The sequence below is a fragment of the Corynebacterium sp. UMB2355A genome, from assembly GCF_033877495.1.
Taxonomy (GTDB): Bacteria; Actinomycetota; Actinomycetes; order Mycobacteriales; family Mycobacteriaceae; genus Corynebacterium; species Corynebacterium pseudogenitalium.
This window is the reverse complement of record NZ_CP138855.1, coordinates 2,055,180-2,072,527: the sequence shown is the minus strand read 5'-3', so window position 1 is coordinate 2,072,527 and position 17,348 is coordinate 2,055,180. Positions and strand designations below refer to the sequence as shown.

General features: G+C 60.6%; 19 protein-coding genes and 1 pseudogene. 11 read left to right on the top strand and 9 right to left on the bottom strand.

Annotated elements, in window-relative coordinates; translation table 11 throughout:
* Positions 1-17: 17 nt before the first annotated feature.
* The 4 genes from R0V12_RS09835 to R0V12_RS09820 all read right to left on the bottom strand — a co-directional run bounded on the left by R0V12_RS09835 (position 18) and on the right by R0V12_RS09820 (position 2,864).
* Entirely contained in the window at positions 18-1,601 is a 1,584-nt protein-coding gene (locus R0V12_RS09835) for a HAMP domain-containing sensor histidine kinase (protein WP_320072566.1), read from the bottom strand.
* On the bottom strand, positions 1,598-2,296 hold the full coding sequence (locus R0V12_RS09830; RefSeq protein WP_070362825.1) for a response regulator transcription factor: 699 nt from the start codon (positions 2,294-2,296) through the stop codon (positions 1,598-1,600). The genes R0V12_RS09835 and R0V12_RS09830 overlap by 4 nt, the downstream gene beginning before the upstream one ends.
* A gap of 102 nt (positions 2,297-2,398) precedes the next feature.
* Positions 2,399-2,572, bottom strand: coding sequence for a 50S ribosomal protein L32 (gene rpmF, locus R0V12_RS09825; protein WP_070362826.1), 174 nt, complete (start codon positions 2,570-2,572; stop codon positions 2,399-2,401).
* 19 nt (positions 2,573-2,591) lie between these two features.
* On the bottom strand, positions 2,592-2,864 hold the full coding sequence (locus R0V12_RS09820; protein WP_038589209.1) for a type B 50S ribosomal protein L31: 273 nt from the start codon (positions 2,862-2,864) through the stop codon (positions 2,592-2,594).
* A 374-nt stretch (positions 2,865-3,238) separates the two neighbouring features.
* Between R0V12_RS09820 and rpmB the strand changes: the two genes are divergently transcribed.
* From rpmB to rpsR, 4 genes are read left to right on the top strand one after another with little or no spacing between them, the layout of a single operon-like run.
* On the top strand, positions 3,239-3,475 hold the full coding sequence (gene rpmB / locus R0V12_RS09815; RefSeq protein ID WP_070362827.1) for a 50S ribosomal protein L28: 237 nt from the start codon (positions 3,239-3,241) through the stop codon (positions 3,473-3,475).
* Positions 3,475-3,639 carry a 50S ribosomal protein L33 gene (gene rpmG, locus R0V12_RS09810; protein WP_070362828.1) on the top strand — a complete coding sequence of 55 codons (165 nt, stop codon included), beginning with the start codon at positions 3,475-3,477 and terminating at the stop codon, positions 3,637-3,639. Before rpmB ends, rpmG begins: the two co-directional genes overlap by 1 nt.
* Positions 3,640-3,642: 3 nt before the next feature.
* Positions 3,643-3,948 (top strand): 30S ribosomal protein S14, encoded by a 306-nt coding sequence (gene rpsN / locus R0V12_RS09805; protein WP_070362829.1) that lies wholly within the window; start codon positions 3,643-3,645, stop codon positions 3,946-3,948.
* A gap of 12 nt (positions 3,949-3,960) precedes the next feature.
* Positions 3,961-4,212 carry a 30S ribosomal protein S18 gene (rpsR, locus tag R0V12_RS09800; protein ID WP_070362830.1) on the top strand — a complete coding sequence of 84 codons (252 nt, stop codon included), beginning with the start codon at positions 3,961-3,963 and terminating at the stop codon, positions 4,210-4,212.
* A 158-nt stretch (positions 4,213-4,370) separates the two neighbouring features.
* Here rpsR and purH read toward each other — a convergent pair.
* The 3 genes and pseudogenes from purH to R0V12_RS09785 form a co-directional block, all read right to left on the bottom strand.
* Positions 4,371-5,898: pseudogene (gene purH / locus R0V12_RS09795) on the bottom strand (bifunctional phosphoribosylaminoimidazolecarboxamide formyltransferase/IMP cyclohydrolase).
* Positions 5,895-6,488, bottom strand: a complete 594-nt coding sequence (gene purN, locus R0V12_RS09790; RefSeq protein WP_320072565.1) for a phosphoribosylglycinamide formyltransferase — start codon at positions 6,486-6,488, stop codon at positions 5,895-5,897. Before purN ends, purH begins: the two are co-directional and overlap by 4 nt.
* Positions 6,489-6,503: 15 nt before the next feature.
* Positions 6,504-7,769, bottom strand: coding sequence for a cell division protein PerM (locus R0V12_RS09785; RefSeq protein WP_320072564.1), 1,266 nt, complete (start codon positions 7,767-7,769; stop codon positions 6,504-6,506).
* 232 nt (positions 7,770-8,001) lie between these two features.
* Here R0V12_RS09785 and R0V12_RS09780 point away from each other — a divergent pair, with 232 nt between their 5' ends.
* Together R0V12_RS09780 and R0V12_RS09775 are read left to right on the top strand one after the other, a co-directional pair.
* The gene (locus R0V12_RS09780) at positions 8,002-8,718 is read left to right on the top strand and encodes a M23 family metallopeptidase (RefSeq protein WP_256000363.1); all 717 of its coding nucleotides are present in this window, start codon (positions 8,002-8,004) and stop codon (positions 8,716-8,718) included.
* 308 nt (positions 8,719-9,026) lie between these two features.
* On the top strand, positions 9,027-9,716 hold the full coding sequence (locus R0V12_RS09775) for a M23 family metallopeptidase (protein WP_070976111.1): 690 nt from the start codon (positions 9,027-9,029) through the stop codon (positions 9,714-9,716).
* Here the strand turns inward: R0V12_RS09775 and pcrA are convergent, their stop codons facing one another.
* Entirely contained in the window at positions 9,717-12,047 is a 2,331-nt protein-coding gene (pcrA, locus tag R0V12_RS09770; RefSeq protein ID WP_320072563.1) for a DNA helicase PcrA, read from the bottom strand.
* A 61-nt stretch (positions 12,048-12,108) separates the two neighbouring features.
* Between pcrA and R0V12_RS09765 the strand changes: the two genes are divergently transcribed.
* The 3 genes from R0V12_RS09765 to R0V12_RS09755 all read left to right on the top strand — a co-directional run bounded on the left by R0V12_RS09765 (position 12,109) and on the right by R0V12_RS09755 (position 14,821).
* On the top strand, positions 12,109-12,402 hold the full coding sequence (locus R0V12_RS09765; protein WP_070362837.1) for a chorismate mutase: 294 nt from the start codon (positions 12,109-12,111) through the stop codon (positions 12,400-12,402).
* A gap of 72 nt (positions 12,403-12,474) precedes the next feature.
* Positions 12,475-14,115: a glucose-6-phosphate isomerase gene (gene pgi, locus R0V12_RS09760; RefSeq protein ID WP_320072562.1), complete on the top strand. Its 1,641-nt coding sequence runs from the start codon at positions 12,475-12,477 to the stop codon at positions 14,113-14,115.
* A gap of 67 nt (positions 14,116-14,182) precedes the next feature.
* Positions 14,183-14,821: a DedA family protein gene (locus R0V12_RS09755; RefSeq protein ID WP_320072561.1), complete on the top strand. Its 639-nt coding sequence runs from the start codon at positions 14,183-14,185 to the stop codon at positions 14,819-14,821.
* On the opposite strand, the gene R0V12_RS09750 is transcribed toward R0V12_RS09755, so the two are convergent.
* A complete protein-coding gene (locus tag R0V12_RS09750) occupies positions 14,766-15,593 on the bottom strand; it encodes a DNA-formamidopyrimidine glycosylase family protein (RefSeq protein WP_320073023.1) in 828 nt (275 codons plus the stop codon). The genes R0V12_RS09755 and R0V12_RS09750 overlap by 56 nt on opposite strands.
* A 10-nt stretch (positions 15,594-15,603) precedes the next feature.
* On the opposite strand from R0V12_RS09750, the gene R0V12_RS09745 reads away from it, so the two are divergent.
* Positions 15,604-15,831 carry a hypothetical protein gene (locus tag R0V12_RS09745; protein ID WP_320072560.1) on the top strand — a complete coding sequence of 76 codons (228 nt, stop codon included), beginning with the start codon at positions 15,604-15,606 and terminating at the stop codon, positions 15,829-15,831.
* Between the two features lie 74 nt (positions 15,832-15,905).
* Positions 15,906-17,336, top strand: a complete 1,431-nt coding sequence (locus R0V12_RS09740; RefSeq protein WP_320072559.1) for an HNH endonuclease signature motif containing protein — start codon at positions 15,906-15,908, stop codon at positions 17,334-17,336.
* Positions 17,337-17,348: the final 12 nt, after the last annotated feature.

The following is a 17,348-nucleotide window of genomic DNA, read 5'->3' as shown; positions in this document are numbered from 1 at the left end:
CCTGAATGTTCACTGTGTTAGCTGAGCTGGGATTTGTTCGGCAATCGCGGAATTTCGATGCCTTCTTCTTCCAGATAAAAATCCTCATCAGCATCCGGAGCCTTCCCCGGGAAGACCACACGGAAGCGCGCCCCGTGGTCATCCGACTCCTCCACGAAGATCCGGGCACCATGCCGGTCCATCACCTGCTTGACGATTGCAAGCCCCAAGCCCGAACCAGGCATCGAACGCGACTCCGCCGAACGGTAGAAGCGCTCAAAAACCCGCTCACGCTCCTCCGGAGCAATGCCCGGGCCGGAATCGTCGACAACCAACACTGCGTACTTCTTCGCTGCCTTCAACGAAATCCTTACCGTTCCGCCTTCTGGCGACCACTTGGCCGCGTTGTCGATCAGGTTGAGCGGAGCGCGGCCCATCGCGAACCGATCACCCATAATCAGCCACGGGTCAGCGTTGAACTGGAACGTAACGTCAGGCCGACGACGCTCAACACGCCGCACAGCCTCCTCCAGGATCACATCCAGGCGGATCTCCTCAAACTCAACGTTCGAGGAATCCTCCCGCGCGAGATCCACCAGGTCTCCGATAAGCGTCGACATTTCTGTCATCTGCGCCAGCACATCCCGCTCAAGATCGGCGCGGTCCTCCGCACTAATCTGATCCTGCCGATCAGCGGAGTACATCATCATGAGCAGCTCAATGTTGGTGCGCATGGAAGTCAGCGGCGTTTTCAGCTCGTGGCCGGCGTCGGCAACAAGCTGTGCCTGCCTGGTGCGCGAATCCTGCAGCGAAGCCATCATGTCATTAAACGCGTTCGTAATACGCGCCATCTCATCATGGCCCTGCACCGGAAGCGGCTTCAGCTCCTTCGTCCTGGTTACTTCCTTTAGCGCAAGGTGCAATTTACGCAGCGGGCGCATACCGGAACTCGAAACCAGGAACGCCACCAGCGTCGACACTATCCAGCCCAAGCTGAGCAGCACCAACAGCGCCGCGGCAATACTGCGCTGCAGCTGACGCGTCGGGTCGACCGCCTTCGACAGGGCCACGACTGTCCCATCATCCAGCCTTGTAACCAACACACGGTTACCGTGCAGGGTGCGTGCGGAGACGTCCGCTCCGTAGTTCATTCGCGCAAAGTCCCCACCCACGGGAATTTCATCTCCCACGAATCGGTTCGACTCCGCGCGTGAAGCCGTGGCGAGGATGTGAGGGTTGCGGCGTCGAAAAGTCTCGACCTCAGCCGCCAGTTCCTCATCGCTGGACATTTCCTGCGAGTCGTACGCGAGCATCGCGCCCTGTGTGCGTAGATCGTTGTCCATCATGCCGATAATCGACGTCGACGACGCCCAGTAACTCACTGATGCCGTGACCAAAATCGTAAGGGCCACGAGCACGCCTGTCAGCACCGCAAGCTGCTGGCGAAGCGTCATCTCCGACCCGAGGTACGCACCACGAATATAGGTATCGAACAGGATCGTCGGCAGGTTCGGACGCGGGGGTTCCTGATCTTGCTCGGCTGCCGACACTTGGCGATCCGCCCCGTCAAGGGACATGCCCGTAGTGCGCTCAAAGTGATCCGCCGACTGGCGCAAAATCACAGTGCGGTCTCCCGAAGCACGTAGCCAACCCCACGGACCGTATGGATCAGGCGAGGCTCCCCGCCCGCCTCAGTCTTCTTACGGAGGTACCCGATGTAGACCTCCAAGGCGTTGCCGGACGTCGGGAAGTCGTATCCCCACACCTCTTCAAGAATCTGCTGGCGCGACAGCACCTTGCGCGGGTTCTCGATCAAAACGAGAAGGAGCGCAAACTCGGTACGGGTCAAGGAAATAGCGCGGTCGCCACGGAAGACGTCGCGGGTATCGGTCTCTACAGACAAGTCCTCAAACTCGTACTTTGTTTTCGGAGCAGACTGCGACTGGATAGCGTCAGCCTGAGCGCGGCGCAGCAGCGAGCGTACGCGTGCCAACAGCTCCTCAAGCGCGAAAGGCTTCGGCAGGTAGTCATCGGCGCCGGCATCCAAGCCCGCCACACGGTCCGCGACACCATCTCGCGCTGTCAGCATCAACACAGGACGGTCATATCCCGAGGAGCGCAATGTGCGGCACACGTCGAGCCCATCGATCTTCGGCATCATCACGTCAAGAATCGTCAGATCGGGCTGTTCGTCACGGATGACATCGAGCGCCTCCTCGCCGTCAGAAGCAAGCAGCACATCATACCCGTTGAAGCGAAGGGAACGCCGCAGGGATTCACGAACGGCTTGCTCATCATCGGCAACAAGAATCTTCATACGCCTATTATTGCCTATCTGAGAGACTTTTAACACCGGACTGTCAGATACATGAAAAAGCCGGGCCCGTTGGGCCCGGCGAACGCTTATAGTAAGGCGCTTTTAGAACTGCTCGACGTCAATCAAGCCAGCCTGTGCAGCCTTGAGCAGGCGACGTGGGATACGTACTTCCTGGCCGTCAACCTTCGCGGTGATCAGCGGCGCATTGTCAGCCTTCCACTGCGAACGACGCATACGGGTGTTCGCGCGGGACTTCTTAAACTTAGGGGTTGCCATTGTTGTTTCTCCTTACGCCCTATTTTGCGGTCTTCTTCTTGCGGCGAGCCATACCGCCGAAGCGCTGGTTGAACTTCTCAACGCGGCCAGCGGTGTCCATGAGACGCTGTGCGCCGGTCCAGAACGGGTGGGACTCAGCGGTCACATCAACGACGATGAGCGGGTACTCGTTGCCGTCTTCCCAGGTATCGGTGCGGTCGGAGGTCTTGGTGGAGCGCGTCAGGAACTTGTGGCCCGTGTTCGCGTCCTGGAAGATTACCGGGTGGTAATCCGGATGGATATCCTTCTTCATATGTGAGTTCGTCTCCCTCAGGATTGATACTTCAGGTCGGTTCCCCGTTTGGGGATCGTGCCTGAGTTGGGTGCGAATGATTCATGTCCGCCCAGCTGTTCACTGGACAACTTTGCACATATTACAGGGTGAATCCGGTTTTACATAATCAAGTTCCGCCAACGCCACCGACAAACAACCGGTAGGTGTGCGAAATAGAATTATGCATTTCCTTGCTGGACGTGTATTGTTGACTCTCGCTGTTGTCGAAGTACACGTATACGCCTACGTCAACCGATTACTCAGATACTTTGTCGCGGACCCTCACTCCGCATTTTCGTATCTAACTTTTCAGTGATCAGTGCGTGGGCGGCAGAAGAGAAAGAAGTCAACCCATGTCGGCACATTGCCAGGTCACGGGACGGAAGCCACAGTTCGGCAAGACCGTCTCCCACTCGCACCGCCGCCACTCGCGTCGTTGGAACCCCAACGTACAGAAGCGCCGGTTCTACCTGCCCTCCGAGGGCCGTACCATCACCCTGACCGTTTCCACGAAGGGTCTGAAGGTCATCGACCGCGACGGAATTGAGTCCGTCGTAGCTAAGATCCGTGCACGAGGTGAGAAGATCTAATGGCACGCAACGATATTCGCCCGATCATCAAGCTGAAGAGCACTGCGGGCACAGGTTTCACCTATGTAACCCGTAAGAACAAGCGCAACAACCCAGATCGCATCTCCCTGAAGAAGTACGATCCGGTTGTTCGCAAGCACGTCGAATTCCGCGAGGAGCGATAAGTTATGGCTAAAAAGTCCAAGATCGCCAAGAACGAAAAGCGCAAGGAGATCGTCGCTCGCTACGCTGAGCGTCGTAACGAGCTGAAGGCAATCATCCGCAACCCGGAGACCTCTGACGAGGACCGTCTGGACGCTCAGTTTGAGCTGAACCGCCAGCCTCGCGACGCCTCCCCTGTTCGCGTGCGCAACCGCGACTCCCGCGATGGTCGCCCACGTGGTTACCTCCGTAAGTTCGGTATTTCCCGTGTCCGTATGCGCGAGATGGCTCACCGCGGTGAGCTGCCTGGCGTCCGTAAGTCTTCGTGGTAAGGAGGATGACCAATGAAGCGCAATAATAACCATCGCAAGGCGCGCATGGAGCAGTCCCGCCGCCCGAAGAAGAACCCGTTGAAGGCCAAGGGCATCGAGAAGGTCGACTACAAGGACCTCGACACCCTTCGTCTGTTCATCTCTGATCGTCACAAGATCCGTTCCCGCCGTGTTACCGGTCTTTCCCCACAGCAGCAGCGTGAAGTTGCTACTGCGGTGAAGAACGCACGCGAGATGGCTCTTCTGCCGTTCACCAGCCGCTAAAGTTCGGTTGACGATAACAGCGTAGAGTCTTTCGACGAACTCCCGCCCCTGGTCTCCAGGCGCGGGAGTTTTTTCATGCCCTGTTGAAGCTGACGCACGGCACGACAAAAGGCCCCCACGACCGTGGGGGCCTTCAGTATGTCTCGGGTTAGGCGATACTAGTGCGCAAAGTGGCGCGTACCGGTCACGTACATTGCGACGCCAGCGTCTTCTGCGGCCTTAATGACTTCCTCGTCGCGGATGGAACCACCAGGCTGCACGACGGCACGCACTCCGGCGTCCGCGAGGATCTGGAATCCATCTGCGAATGGGAAGAACGCGTCGGAGGCGGCGACGGCACCGTTGGTACGGTTGCGGCCCTCGTCGAGCGAGTTAGCGCGGTCGACGGCCAGCTTCGCCGAATCGACGCGGTTGACCTGCCCCATGCCGATGCCGACGGTAGCGCCGTCGTGCGCAACGAGGATTGCGTTCGACTTCACGCAGCGTACTGCACGCCACGCGAACACGAGGTCCGACATGGTTGCGTCGTCGACGGCTTCGCCTGCCACTAGCTTCCAGTTTTCTGGGTTATCGCCCTCGGCCTGGAACGCGTCGCGCTCCTGGAGAAGGAAGCCGCCGGAGATCTGCTTGATCTCTTCGGTGTCTTGGCCTGGCTCCACTTCGAGGATGCGAAGGTTCTTCTTGGTCTGCAGCAGCTCGAGCGCATCCGGCGCGTAGGAAGGCGCGATGATGACCTCGGTAAAGATTGGCTTGACCTGCTCGGCAAGCTCGAGCGTGACCTCGCGGTTCGTCGCAATGACGCCGCCGTACGCAGATACAGGGTCGCAGGCGTGCGCCTTTCGGTGCGCGTCAGCGATGGATACCTCAGATATTGCGACGCCGCACGGATTGGCGTGCTTGATGATTGCGACGCACGGTTCTTCGTGGTCCCAGGCTGCGCGCCACGCGGCGTCGGCATCCTGGTAGTTGTTGTAGCTCATTTCCTTGCCGCCGTACTGAGTGGCGTCGGCAAGGCCCCAGCCCTCGTTGATGACGCTTGCCGCTTGGTGCGGGTTCTCACCGTAGCGCAGCGCACCGTCCTCGTCGTCGTCGAGCTGCTCCGCAAACCAGTCTGCAACGGCGGCGTCGTACTCTGCGGTGTGCGCGAACGCTGCAGCCGCCAGTTCGCGGCGCTGCTCGAGGGTGAATCCACCCTGCTCGACTGCTTCTTGCGCCAGCTGGTACTGGTCCGGGGAGGTCAGGATCGCCACTGATGGGTGGTTCTTCGCTGCTGCGCGGACCATGGAAGGACCGCCGATGTCGATCTGCTCGACGCATTCATCGAACTCCGCGCCGGACGCAACCGTTTCCTCGAATGGGTACAGGTTGACCACGACGAGCTCGAACGGTGCAACCCCGAAGTTCCTCGAGCTGTTGCTTGTGGCTGTCCTTGCGGAGGTCTGCCAGGATGCCTGCGTGCACGTGCGGATGCAGCGTCTTCACGCGGCCTTCAAGCACCTCTGGAAATCCGGTGACTTCCGATACTTCGGTGACGGGCACACCGCTTGCGGCAATCTTTTTAGCAGTCGAACCAGTAGAGACAATTTCCACACCGGCCGAGTGGAGCGCCTTTGCAAGCGGCTCAAGATCGGTCTTGTCGTACACGCTCACGAGCGCTCGACGAATAGGTGTGCGTGCGTTGTTCATGCGAAAGTGACCTTTCCTTCATGTATCGAAGCAGTAGCTAGTAGCTCAGTAACCTGACGGCGCTCTTCTTGCTTAATCCGTTCGTGCAGCGAGGACTCCGTATCCCCTGGCTGCACCAACACGGGGCGCTGCGCAATGATGCGGCCTGTGTCCATCCCGTCGTCGACAAAGTGGACGGTGCAGCCGGTGACCTTGACGCCGTAAGCGAGGGCGTCGCGCACCGCGTGCGCTCCTGGGAAAGCAGGCAAGAGCGAAGGGTGAGTGTTAATTGTTTTACCTTCGTAGACATCCAAGAATGGGCGCCCCAAAATGCGCATAAACCCTGCGGAAACAACAAGGTCCGGGCTGCAACTAGAGACGGTTTCCGCAAGGTGGGCATTCCACGCGTCACGGTCCTTTTCCATTTCCACGATTGCAGTCGGGATGCCTGCGTTCTTCGCCCTCTCGATTGCCGGACACACTTGGTCCGCAACAACTAGGTCAACACGGTATGCACAAGGGTGGGCGTCCTGGTAGTCCATAATCGCCCGCAAGAGCGTTCCAGTACCAGAAACAAGGACGGCCACAGATAAAGCTTTATCAGCACTCACGGTTCATCAGTGTAGTCATTCTTCTTCCGCGTGTGAGCGGTTCAAGAAAGTTCGCACAAAGCGCACAAGCCACACCAATCCGCCCACGCCGACGGTCCATATAAAGAGGAAAAGCACTGCGGAAGCTAGGTCAGCGCCAACGACGCCGTACGCCCCCGCGTGCCCACGCGCGAGTAGGAGGCAGACGGCGAACATCGCTGCACTCCACGAGCCAATGGCGGCGACTTCTACCATCGTTGACGTCCGCCGCACGAAGAACGCGCACAGGATGGTCACGGGCACAGCGAGGAGGACGGCTGCCCACGGCGCGACTGTCGCAGGGATTGCCGCAAAGAGAGGGAACGGGGGCAGGGGGACGGAGAGGACGTCGAAAAGCGACACTTCCCCACTGCCGACGTGGAAGGATCCGCCGAGAAGCACTGCGAGCGTGCCCACGACAGCATTCGGAAGGTACAAGATGCTCAGGAGGATCAGCATGATGGCGCTCCCCCACCCGGAGTTGGGGTATGCCGCGTAGGCTTCGCCAATGCTCTGGTAGCGCGCAGCGAGCACGATGAGCAGCACAAGTGCGCTCCCCGCGCATAGAAAGAGGAGAAGCAGGCTCGCAGCGCGGGCCGTATCGACGGCCACCACCGGCACACGGACCGTGGTGGCGAGGGCCTGCCAGAGCACATGCCGAATGCCAAAGAGGAAGCCGATGAGATGGATGCAAGGCGGTAGCACTAGCGCTTGCCATGCGGGTGGTGGTTCTATCGCGAAGACTGCGGAGGCGTCAGTCACCATGAACAGCGCCATCGCGCTTGCGAGTAGCGGCAGCACAATCACCAGCCCAGCGATCACCGCGAGATCCAAGATGCTGACCTGCTTCGCAGTTGCGGCACGTACTCGCCACGCCATGAGGGCCACGATCCCAATGGCTGGAAGCAGCGGCACCTGAGACAAGTACACCCCGTCGATCGTGAGGGATACGCCGTGAAGGACAAACCATGTTTGCCCGATTGCGGCGGGCAGGTACGCAGTCTTCCATCCACCAATCAGGAGCGTCGCGGCGCAGACTGCAACGATGCCAAGGATGACATCGAGCGTCGGGATACCTATATAAGGGAGGTACGTCCGAATACGCGTCTTCCAGGTGCGCTCCTCCGGCGGAATGGTGTCTGCATCAGGCTTTCTTTTCGACGCCCACTTCGCACCGCGCCGTGCATTACTCAGGAAACCGCGACCGCTGCCCCGCGAGGAGCGGTCCACCGGTGATGATTGAGGTCTTGTTTTCTTCGACATTGCGCCTTATATTGCCATTGGTTGACCGTTTTCTGCCGTTCGACACTACCGCATTCCACTCACTGCCTGGCGTTTTAGGCGATGTAACGTAATACGCAAAGAAAACGATTAAGAAATACTCAGGTTATAGCTTGCCTTAGCGCATTCGATTCATTACAGTTACCTCTCGTAGATAACAGGAAGGTTACAAACGTTACAGTTCTGTAACCAACGGGAAGTCTAAAGAGGGTCCATGCTCCACTCAACGAAATCAGCTGGCAAGCACCGCAAGCAGTCCCCTAACAAGGGTCGCGTCGCAATGGTTGCCGTTGCCACTGGCGCCGTCTCCACTGCTGGGCTCTCTGGCGCTGCCGCAGCTGCGCTTCAGGGCGATAGCTCCCAGCAAGCTGGCAGCTACACCCTCGCCGCAGACACCGACCAGCTCACGGCACTGACCGATGAGGCTGCGCCACAGATCCTCGCTATCGCGGAATACAAGCCGGTTGAGAACCTTGCGGATCAGCTCGTGAAGGCAGTCGCGCATTCCGAGGAGGTCGCACGCGCCGATGAAGCCGCTCGCGCACCGCTGGTTGTGAAGCCAGCTGAGGGTGTGTTCACCTCCGGTTTCGGCCCACGCTGGGGCTCTTTCCACTCTGGCGTCGACATCGCCAACGTGAATGGCACCCCAATCCTGGCCGTCATGGACGGCACCGTCATCGACTCCGGCCCGGCACAGGGCTACGGTAATTGGATCCGCATCCGACACGAGGATGGCTCTGTCTCCGTATACGGCCACATGGATTCCCTCTACGCTTCCGTCGGTCAGGTTGTGCACGCTGGCGAACTGATCGCCGGTATGGGTAGCCAGGGCTTCTCCACCGGCTCACACCTGCACTTCGAGATCCACCCAGATGGCAACACTCCTGTTGACCCGGCGACGTGGCTCGCAGAGCGTGGCATTCAGCTCTAAATCCAAAACTTCAGACCGCTGTGGCTCATATATGAGTCACGGCGGTTTTTTCTTTTTCGACACACCAGCCGGGGGTACCGTCACCTACCCCCGCCATAAACCACATTGGCACCATTGTTCCCATCTGTCACATTCGTCACGGGCGCCCAGCCAGCGAGTTTGCGGTTGTTCTAGAAGCATTCGAACATACTTTTCCCTCCCTACCTGCGGTTACGCATTGCTAAGCCCACGGGAGGTGACTAAGTTTTTTCGCTGTATGTGGCTGCAGCGTGGCCACCCGGATTTTTTAGAAAAGGTTGCTTCTCCGTATGAATCGCACAGTACTTTCGGCACTTGCCGTCGCGACTGCGTCCATGCTCACTCTCACCGCTTCCCCTGCGAACGCTGTAGGTCTCACGCTGAACGGCGCTCCGATTGACCACAATCAGGCCGTGAAGGCTGTTGCGCAAGCAGCAGACACGATTCTGGATAGCGGTGCAACCCTGCGCGTCGGAGACTACTCACTCGTGTACGACCCGCGCGTCATTCAGGAAAACCTCGGTCTCTCCTTCCAGCAGGAAGGTGCGAACGGTGGCGTCCGCTACCAGCGTGGCCGCACCGCCGATGGCCGCACGGTCGTCACCCCGGCAACGGGGACGTTTACGTCCGGGTTCGGCCCACGCTGGGGCACCGTCCACCAAGGCATCGATATTGCGAACAACCTCGGCTCCCCGATCTACGCCGTGATGGATGGCACCGTCATCAACGCCGGCCCGGCCCAGGGCTTCGGCAACTGGGTCGTGATCAAGCACGACGGCGGCGAGGTCTCCGTTTACGGCCACATGGCGGTCTACAACGTCAGCGTCGGCCAACGCGTGACGGCCGGCCAGCAGATCGCGCAGATCGGCAACGAAGGCTTCTCCACCGGGCCGCACCTCCACTTCGAGATCCACCCAGATGGCGTGACACCAGTAGACCCTGTGCCGTGGTTCGCGCAGGCAGGTATCCGCATCCAGTAGTTAGAGCTTCTCCATCGGTACGCCGCCGATCAGCATCAGGCGGACTGTCCCGGAGGAACCAAAGTCAATCGTCACGGTTTCTCGCACTCCCGCACCATCAACGGCCAGTACGGTACCCAGCCCGTATTTTGCATGGTTGACCCGGTCCCCGACCGCCAGCTGCAGGTCCTTGTTCACCTTGGTCCTGCTGCTACCGCCGCGCGACTGCGACCGCCCAAACCCGTTGCTGCGGCTCCGGCCACCAGTTGACCACGGTGAATGCGAAGAGCCCGAAGAATACGTGGGCTCCTCACGCTTCCAATCGATGAGTTCCTGCGGAATCTCCCCAAGGAATCGGCTCGCCGGGTTTGTCACCGGGCTCCCCCATGAGGACCGCACCATCGCGCGCGTCAGGTAAAGGCGCTTGCGCGCACGGGTGATGCCGACATACGCCAGGCGACGCTCTTCGGCGAGCTCCGCCGGATCCCCCAAGGCGCGCAGGTGCGGGAACTGCCCGTCTTCCCACCCAGTCACAAACACGACGGGGAACTCAAGACCCTTTGCGGTGTGCAGCGTCATCAACGTGACTACGCCCTGATCGTTCTCAGGAAGCTGATCGGCGTCAGCGACGAGCGCCACCTTCTCCAGGAAGGCTTGTAGGGTTCCTGGCAGCGGTTCACCCTCGTCGAAGATCTCCGAAATTTCCTCGTCGCTTAGGTACGCCAGCTGCAGTGCAGACTCCGAGGAATACTCGCGCGCGACGGACACCAACTCGTTTAGGTTGTCCAAGCGCGTCGCGTCCTGTGGGTCGTTCGACTGCTCCAACTGCGCTTTGTACCCGGTGACGTCCAGAATCGTGGAGACCAGCTCCCCGAGGTCAGTGTTGCCAGCCTCTTCTCGCTGGTCCGCTGCCATTTCCTCGCGCAATTCATCCATCATGGTGACAAAACCATTGATGGCGTTCTTCGCGCGCGTACCCAGTGCGTCAATGCCTCCGTCGGCCGCCACCCGCAACGCTTGGCCGAAGCTCACCGAGTAGGTCTGCGCGTACAGCGCCACCGTGGACTGCGCCTTATCCCCGATGGCACGCTTTGGCTCGTTAATAATCCTGCGCAGGCTGACCGTATCGTCCGGGTTTTCTAGCGCCTTGAGGTAGGCCACGATATCGCGAACCTCTTTGCGCTCATAGAAGCGCGTGCCGCCTACCACCTTGTACGGGATCCCGGTGCGAATGAAGATGTCTTCCAACGCACGCGATGCATTGTTGGTGCGGTACATGATCGCGATGTCGGAGTAGGGCACTCCACTGTCTGTGAGCCGGTCGATCTCGCCAGCGATAAACCGAGCCTCGTCGTGCTCGTTGTCCGCGACGTAGCCGACGATCTGGTCGCCGGTGCCGTGGTCCGTCCACAGCTTCTTCGGGCGCCGACCGGTGTTCTGGGAAATCACCGCGTTGGCAGCGTCCAAGATGGTTTGCGTCGAGCGGTAGTTCTGCTCCAGCACGATGGTGGTTGCGTCGGGGTAGTCGCGCTCAAACTCCTCGATGTTGCGGATCGTCGCGCCACGGAACGCGTAAATCGACTGGTCGGAGTCGCCAACTACGGCAAGCTCAGAAGCCTCAGGCCCCTTGCCCACCAGGGTGTGGATGAGTTCGTACTGCGCATGGTTCGTGTCCTGGTACTCGTCCACGAGTACGTGGCGGAAGCGGCGTCGATAATAATCCGCAACCTGCGGGTGCTCCTTAAAAATCCGCACGACCTCCCCGATGAGGTCGTCGAAGTCGACAGCGTTCGCGGCGCGCAGGCGGCGCTGATACTCAACAAACACCTTGGCCACAGTGGAATCGAATGGGTTGTGGGTGCGCTGCGCGTCGTCGGCCGCCTGCTGTTCGTCGATGAGCTCGTTCTTGAGGTTCGAGATCGCATTCGCGAGCACCCGGGGTGAAAACTTCTTCAGGTCGAGATTGTTCTCTTTGGCAATCATCGAGAGCAGCCGGCGGGAATCGTCGGCGTCATAGATACTGAAGTTCGTGTTCAGCCCAGGAACGAGCTGGGCCTGCTGGCGGAGGATCCGCACACAAATCGAGTGAAAGGTTGCCACCCACATCCGCTCGGTCTGCGGCCCGATAAGCGCAGCGACGCGCTCCTTCATCTCCGCGGCAGCCTTGTTGGTAAATGTAATCGCCAGGACCTGCCAGGGCGCGACGCCTCGCTCCTGCAGTAGGAATGCGATGCGCCTGGTCAGCACTGCGGTTTTGCCGGACCCAGCGCCCGCGACAATCAGAAGAGGCGAGCCGCTGTGGCGCACGGCGGCTTCCTGTTGGGGGTTGAGTCCTAGCGTCAGATCATTCATGTCACACACCCTAACTCACACCCCGGACACAACCGCTGGAGCAGTGGCATAATGAGCAACCATGAGTGACTTCGAAATCCGCATGCCGTCCGGGACGGACGATCCGCTCTCCGATGCGGAGATCCAGCAGTACCGCAAAGAGATTGACCGCCTCGACCGTGTGATTTTGGACGCGATTAAGCGTCGCACCAAGGTGTCGAAGGCGATCGGCAAGACGCGGATGGGGTCAGGCGGCACAAAGCTTGTGCACACCCGCGAGGTCGCGATCATTAACCAATTCCGCGATGAGCTTGGGGAGGAAGGCCCGGCGCTGGCAAATATCTTGCTGCGCCTGGGACGCGGAAAGCTGGGCTAGCCCCAACAACGCACTCCCCAACTTTCGTAGTACCATATCAAGGCAGACAACCATCCGTTTCAAGGAGGAACTATGTCCAATATCACCGCCACGCCAGCCTGGTCTAACTTGGAGAAGCTCCACGCCTCCAAGGCTGATACGACCCTGCGCGAGCTCTTCGACCGCGACGCAGACCGCGCGAAGAAGCTCACCTTCGACGCAGCAGGGCTGCACGTTGACCTTTCCAAGCAGCTTATCGACGCCGACGTCGTCGATGCGCTCGTCTCCCTCGCAGAAACCGCACAGCTTCGCACCAAGATCGACGCGATGTTCGCGGGCGAGCACATCAACGACACCGAGGACCGCGCGGTGCTGCACACGGCGCTGCGCCTTCCGGTAGAGGCCAACCTTGAGGTCGACGGCCAAGACGTAGCGGCGGACGTGCATGAGGTGCTGGGCCGGATGCGTGACTTCGCATCGGCGCTTCGCTCCGGCGAATGGCTGGGCCACACCGGACACACCATTAAGAAGATCGTCAACATTGGTATTGGTGGTTCGGACCTGGGACCTGCGATGGCAACCAAGGCACTGCGCGCCTACGCAACCGCGGGCATTACCGCAGAGTTCGTCTCCAACGTCGACCCGGCGGACATCGCCGCAGTCCTCGACCGTTGCAACCCTGAAGAGACGCTGTTCGTCATCGCATCGAAGACGTTCACCACCCAGGAGACCCTAACCAACGCACACGTGGCGAAGCGCTGGCTCATCGAGCAGTTCGACGGCGACGCCTCCGCTGTGGCGAAGCACTTCGTCGCAGTGTCTACGAACGCGGAAAAGGTCGCCGAGTTCGGCATCGATACCGCGAACATGTTCCCGTTCTGGAACTGGGTCGGCGGCCGCTACTCCATGGACTCCGCGATTGGCCTGAGCCTGATGGCCGTCATCGGACCGATGGACTTCATGCGCATGCTCGAGGGCTTCCACGCCATGGATGAGCACTTCCGCACCACCGAGTTCTCCCAGAACGTGCCGGTGCTGATGGGCCTGCTCAACGTCTGGTACCGCAACTTCTACAACGCCGAGACGCACGCCGTCCTGCCCTACTCCGAGGACCTTTCCCGCTTCCCTGCCTACCTGCAGCAGCTGACCATGGAGTCCAACGGCAAGTCCGTGCGCCACGACGGCACCGCGGTGACCTACAACACCGGCGAGATTTTCTGGGGCGAGCCAGGCACGAACGGCCAGCACGCATTCTTCCAGCTGCTGCACCAGGGCACCTCGCTCGTGCCGGCGGACTTCATCGGCTTCGCCACCCCGAAGGAAGACTTCCCGACCATGACCGGCGAAGGCTCCATGCACGACCTGCTGATGGGCAACTTCTTCGCACAGACGAAGGTGCTCGCGTTCGGCAAGAACCAGGCCGCCATCGAGGCCGAGGGTGTCGACGCCACGCTGGCCCCGCACAAGGTCATGCCAGGCAACCGTCCGACCACGACCATCCTGGCCGAGGAGCTGACCCCGTTCACGCTCGGCGCACTCATCGCGCTCTACGAGCACATCGTGTTCACCGAAGGTGTGATTTGGGACATCAACTCGTTTGACCAGTGGGGCGTTGAGCTCGGCAAGCAGCAGGCAAACGACCTGGCCAAGGCCGTCGCGGGCGAGGAAACCCCAGCAACCGGCGATGCCTCCACCGACGCACTGATTGGCTGGTACCGCGAAAACCGTCGCTAGCGCTTGGTGCATCACTCCTTAGTAGGGCAAGATAGGCAGTTGTTTTACCTACAACTAAGGAGTGAACGTGCAAGCCATCATCGACTGGATCGTCAACCTGATGGAGCTTCTCGGCGCCCCCGGCGTCGGGATAGCGATTTTCTTGGAGAACGCCTTCCCACCGATCCCCTCCGAGGTAGTGCTGCCGCTGGCCGGCTTCACGGTCGCGCAGGGCTCGCTGAGCTACCTGGCGGTGTTCATCTGGTCGGTGATGGGGTCCGTCGCGGGCGCGTTTTTCCTTTACGGCCTCGGTGCCTGGCTGGGCGCCGAACGCCTGCGCGCGATCGCTGACTGGATGTGGTTGGTGAAGGCGTCGGACGTCGATAAGTCCCTCGAGTGGTTTGATAAGCACGGCCGATCCTCAGTCTTCTTCGGCCGCCTGATTCCGGGGGTGCGCTCCCTCATCTCGATCCCAGCAGGCCTGGACCGCATGAACCTCGCGATGTTCGCCCTGTGGACCGGGCTCGGCTCCGCAATCTGGAACGCAATCCTGATCACGCTCGGCATGTACCTCGGCGAAAGCTGGGAGACGGTCTCCCATTACGTGGATACGTACTCGACCGTGGTCTACGTCCTGCTGATCCTGATCATGCTCGGCTTCCTGGCGTACTTCATTCGCCGCTCCATGAAGGAGAAGGCGGCTGGCACTGAGGGCACCACCAAATAACTCGCTCTAAGTCTCCCGCTCCCCCGAGAAACCCCTTCTCGATGAGCGTGCCGCACCGCCGACACGGCTTGTTGTTCCTTCCAAATACGTAGCTGGTCTCCCCGGCGCGTTTGATCCCTGTGGTCACTCGCACCGGGGAGTCTTTGTTTGCCCACATGAGGCGCCGCGCGATCGCCACATGCTTTTCGACGTCCACTTCACCCACCGTGCGCGACGGGTGCGTACCAGCGATGAAGTGAATTTCTGCGCGGTACTCATTGCCGATGCCCGCGACGAAACGCTGGTTGAGCAGCGCGCGCCCCATTTCGAGGTGCGGGTGCTCACTGATCCTGCGCACGACCTCTTCCTGGTCGAAGTCGCGTGCCAGCATGTCCGGGCCCAGGTAGCCCATCCGCTGCGGGTACTCGCGCGCGGGGAACACATCGACGAGGCCCAGCGAGTGTCCGACGAGCTCGATATCAGGCTTCGGCGCGTCCGCGAGGCGCAGCACCACCCGGGCGGTGTGGCCGGGCTTGCGCCAGCGGGTGCCCGCACGATGGATTGCCCATGTGCCTTCCATCTTGAGGTGCGTGTGTAGCACTTGTGATTCGTGGCCTTCGCGGGAAAACTCCATGAAGAGGTGCTTGCCGTAGGGCCAGACGCGCTCGCAGGTCATGCCGGTGAAATCGACGGTGGCGAAGCGCGGCACGCGAACACTCGTGGCAGTGACTTCACGGTGTTGCATCCACTGCAGGCGCTTCGACAGCTGATAGACGGAATCCCCTTCAGGCATAGTGGTATCCATGTTCCGCTTCTTACAAAACCTTTTCAACTACGGCCCCACGCCGGAAGAGTCGCTTATCGGCTTCTTCCCCGACATGGATGCCGCCACCGAGTGGGCGCGGGGTGTGCTGGCAGGGACCGGCACCGACCCCGAAACCGAGTTTGTTCGCGCCGTGAAAGACGTGCGGGTGGCGAACCCGCGCATCGGCCTGGCCGCGGCAACCCACCTGGTCAGACAGCTCGTTTAGAACGTATATTCGAGTCTGAGTGTTTCATGTCCGGCCCCTCGATATAGTTGATCTAACTACTAGAAGGAGGGGACATGAACGACGTGACCAAGCTCGTTGACCAGGTCATTAACGGCCTGGATCAGCTGCGCACGCTTTTCGACGACCCCACTTCCCTCCCCCTTTCCGCCATCGCCGAAGACATCGCACGCCTCGAACACGCGATGGACAAGAAGGCCTACATCGACGCCGCCTTCGCGCAAGTCTGCGCTATCACCGATGCCGGAAAACTCGTCGGCGCCAACTATCCCGACGCCTACCTCATGGAGAAGCTAGGCATCTCCAGGGGCGAGGCCTACAACCGGCTCGCGCGCGCCAAGGCGATGTTCGCTCCGGTGACGGAGCCGGACCGTGGCGGCCTGCTCGATGTGGAGGAGGCGGAGCGGCGTCGTAAAGACCAGGTCCAAGCTCGCCGCCACGCCGACGCGGTTCCGGCGGCCAAGCAAGACATCATCCGGCGCGAGACCGACAGGCTGCTCAAGGCCGCCGAGGGCGAGCACATGAGCATCTACGCCCACGCCATGGAGGAAGCGAGGACCCGAGACGAGCAGGACCTTCGCCTCACGGTCAAGCGCCTCGTGGATAAGGCGAACCGGCCACACGCGAAGAAGAACCCCAACGCGGGCTTTGAGAAGCGCGAGGCCACGCTCGGCAAGGAGAACTCCGACGGCACCTACCACGTGCGCCTGGACATGACAGCAGGCGATTACGCGCTCTACAAGGCGCTGACTGACAAGGGGCTTGCGCCAAACTCCAACATCCCGCCCGATCGCCAGCAGGACCGCGACCCCCGCACCCGTGGCCAGCGCCGCTACGACCAGTTCATGGCCATCATGCGCCAATACGAGCACGGCGAGCAGACCACCAACGGTGGCGCCGCCTCCGTGGTGGTCTCAGTGACTCTCGACGACTTCGCCGACGCCGACGCCACCACACTGTTCCAAACCAACGTCGGCGTGGAGCTGGACGCCTTCGAACTCGTGCGCCTCGGCATGGATGGCACGTCTGACTTCCTGCTCACCGTCGACGGAATCACCGGCGTGCCGCTGCATCTGGGCAGGTCCAAGCGGCTCGCCTCTGTTGGGCAACGCATCGCCATGTTTGCTATCCAGGGCGTGTGCTCCTGGGCCGGCTGCACCACCGCAATGAGCGAGTGCGAAGCCCACCACATCATTTCCTGGCTGCGCCACGGCGGCACCGACATCACCAACCTCACCGGCCTGTGCCCCACCCACCACCGGTGCAACAACGACCACCGGGACGGCTCCTTCAACAAGGGCTACATGGATTACGACCCCACCACCGGCACCGCGTTGTTGGTCAAGGCCGACGGCACCCGCCACACCAACACCTCGGACCCCGCCATGCACTCGGCGGTGAATCGGATCCGGAACAAACGGGCGATGCGGGCAGGGCCACCGGGGACTACTCACCGGCCGGTGCCTCGCGTGATACTGCGACCCTAAATCGAGCCGAAA

What these genes read in the sequence shown, in the direction of transcription:
- R0V12_RS09830 (WP_070362825.1), bottom strand. Translation starts at nt 2,296, where the DNA reads ATGAAGATTCTTGTTGCCGATGATGAGCAAGCCGTTCGTGAATCCCTG.
- rpmF (WP_070362826.1), bottom strand. Translation starts at nt 2,572, where the DNA reads ATGGCAACCCCTAAGTTTAAGAAGTCCCGCGCGAACACCCGTATGCGT.
- R0V12_RS09820 (WP_038589209.1), bottom strand. Translation starts at nt 2,864, where the DNA reads ATGAAGAAGGATATCCATCCGGATTACCACCCGGTAATCTTCCAGGAC.
- rpmB (WP_070362827.1), top strand. Translation starts at nt 3,239, where the DNA reads ATGTCGGCACATTGCCAGGTCACGGGACGGAAGCCACAGTTCGGCAAG.
- rpmG (WP_070362828.1), top strand. Translation starts at nt 3,475, where the DNA reads ATGGCACGCAACGATATTCGCCCGATCATCAAGCTGAAGAGCACTGCG.
- rpsN (WP_070362829.1), top strand. Translation starts at nt 3,643, where the DNA reads ATGGCTAAAAAGTCCAAGATCGCCAAGAACGAAAAGCGCAAGGAGATC.
- rpsR (WP_070362830.1), top strand. Translation starts at nt 3,961, where the DNA reads ATGAAGCGCAATAATAACCATCGCAAGGCGCGCATGGAGCAGTCCCGC.
- R0V12_RS09785 (WP_320072564.1), bottom strand. Translation starts at nt 7,769, where the DNA reads ATGTCGAAGAAAACAAGACCTCAATCATCACCGGTGGACCGCTCCTCG.
- R0V12_RS09780 (WP_256000363.1), top strand. Translation starts at nt 8,002, where the DNA reads ATGCTCCACTCAACGAAATCAGCTGGCAAGCACCGCAAGCAGTCCCCT.
- R0V12_RS09775 (WP_070976111.1), top strand. Translation starts at nt 9,027, where the DNA reads ATGAATCGCACAGTACTTTCGGCACTTGCCGTCGCGACTGCGTCCATG.
- pcrA (WP_320072563.1), bottom strand. Translation starts at nt 12,047, where the DNA reads ATGAATGATCTGACGCTAGGACTCAACCCCCAACAGGAAGCCGCCGTG.
- R0V12_RS09765 (WP_070362837.1), top strand. Translation starts at nt 12,109, where the DNA reads ATGAGTGACTTCGAAATCCGCATGCCGTCCGGGACGGACGATCCGCTC.
- pgi (WP_320072562.1), top strand. Translation starts at nt 12,475, where the DNA reads ATGTCCAATATCACCGCCACGCCAGCCTGGTCTAACTTGGAGAAGCTC.
- R0V12_RS09750 (WP_320073023.1), bottom strand. Translation starts at nt 15,593, where the DNA reads ATGCCTGAAGGGGATTCCGTCTATCAGCTGTCGAAGCGCCTGCAGTGG.
- R0V12_RS09745 (WP_320072560.1), top strand. Translation starts at nt 15,604, where the DNA reads ATGTTCCGCTTCTTACAAAACCTTTTCAACTACGGCCCCACGCCGGAA.
- R0V12_RS09740 (WP_320072559.1), top strand. Translation starts at nt 15,906, where the DNA reads ATGAACGACGTGACCAAGCTCGTTGACCAGGTCATTAACGGCCTGGAT.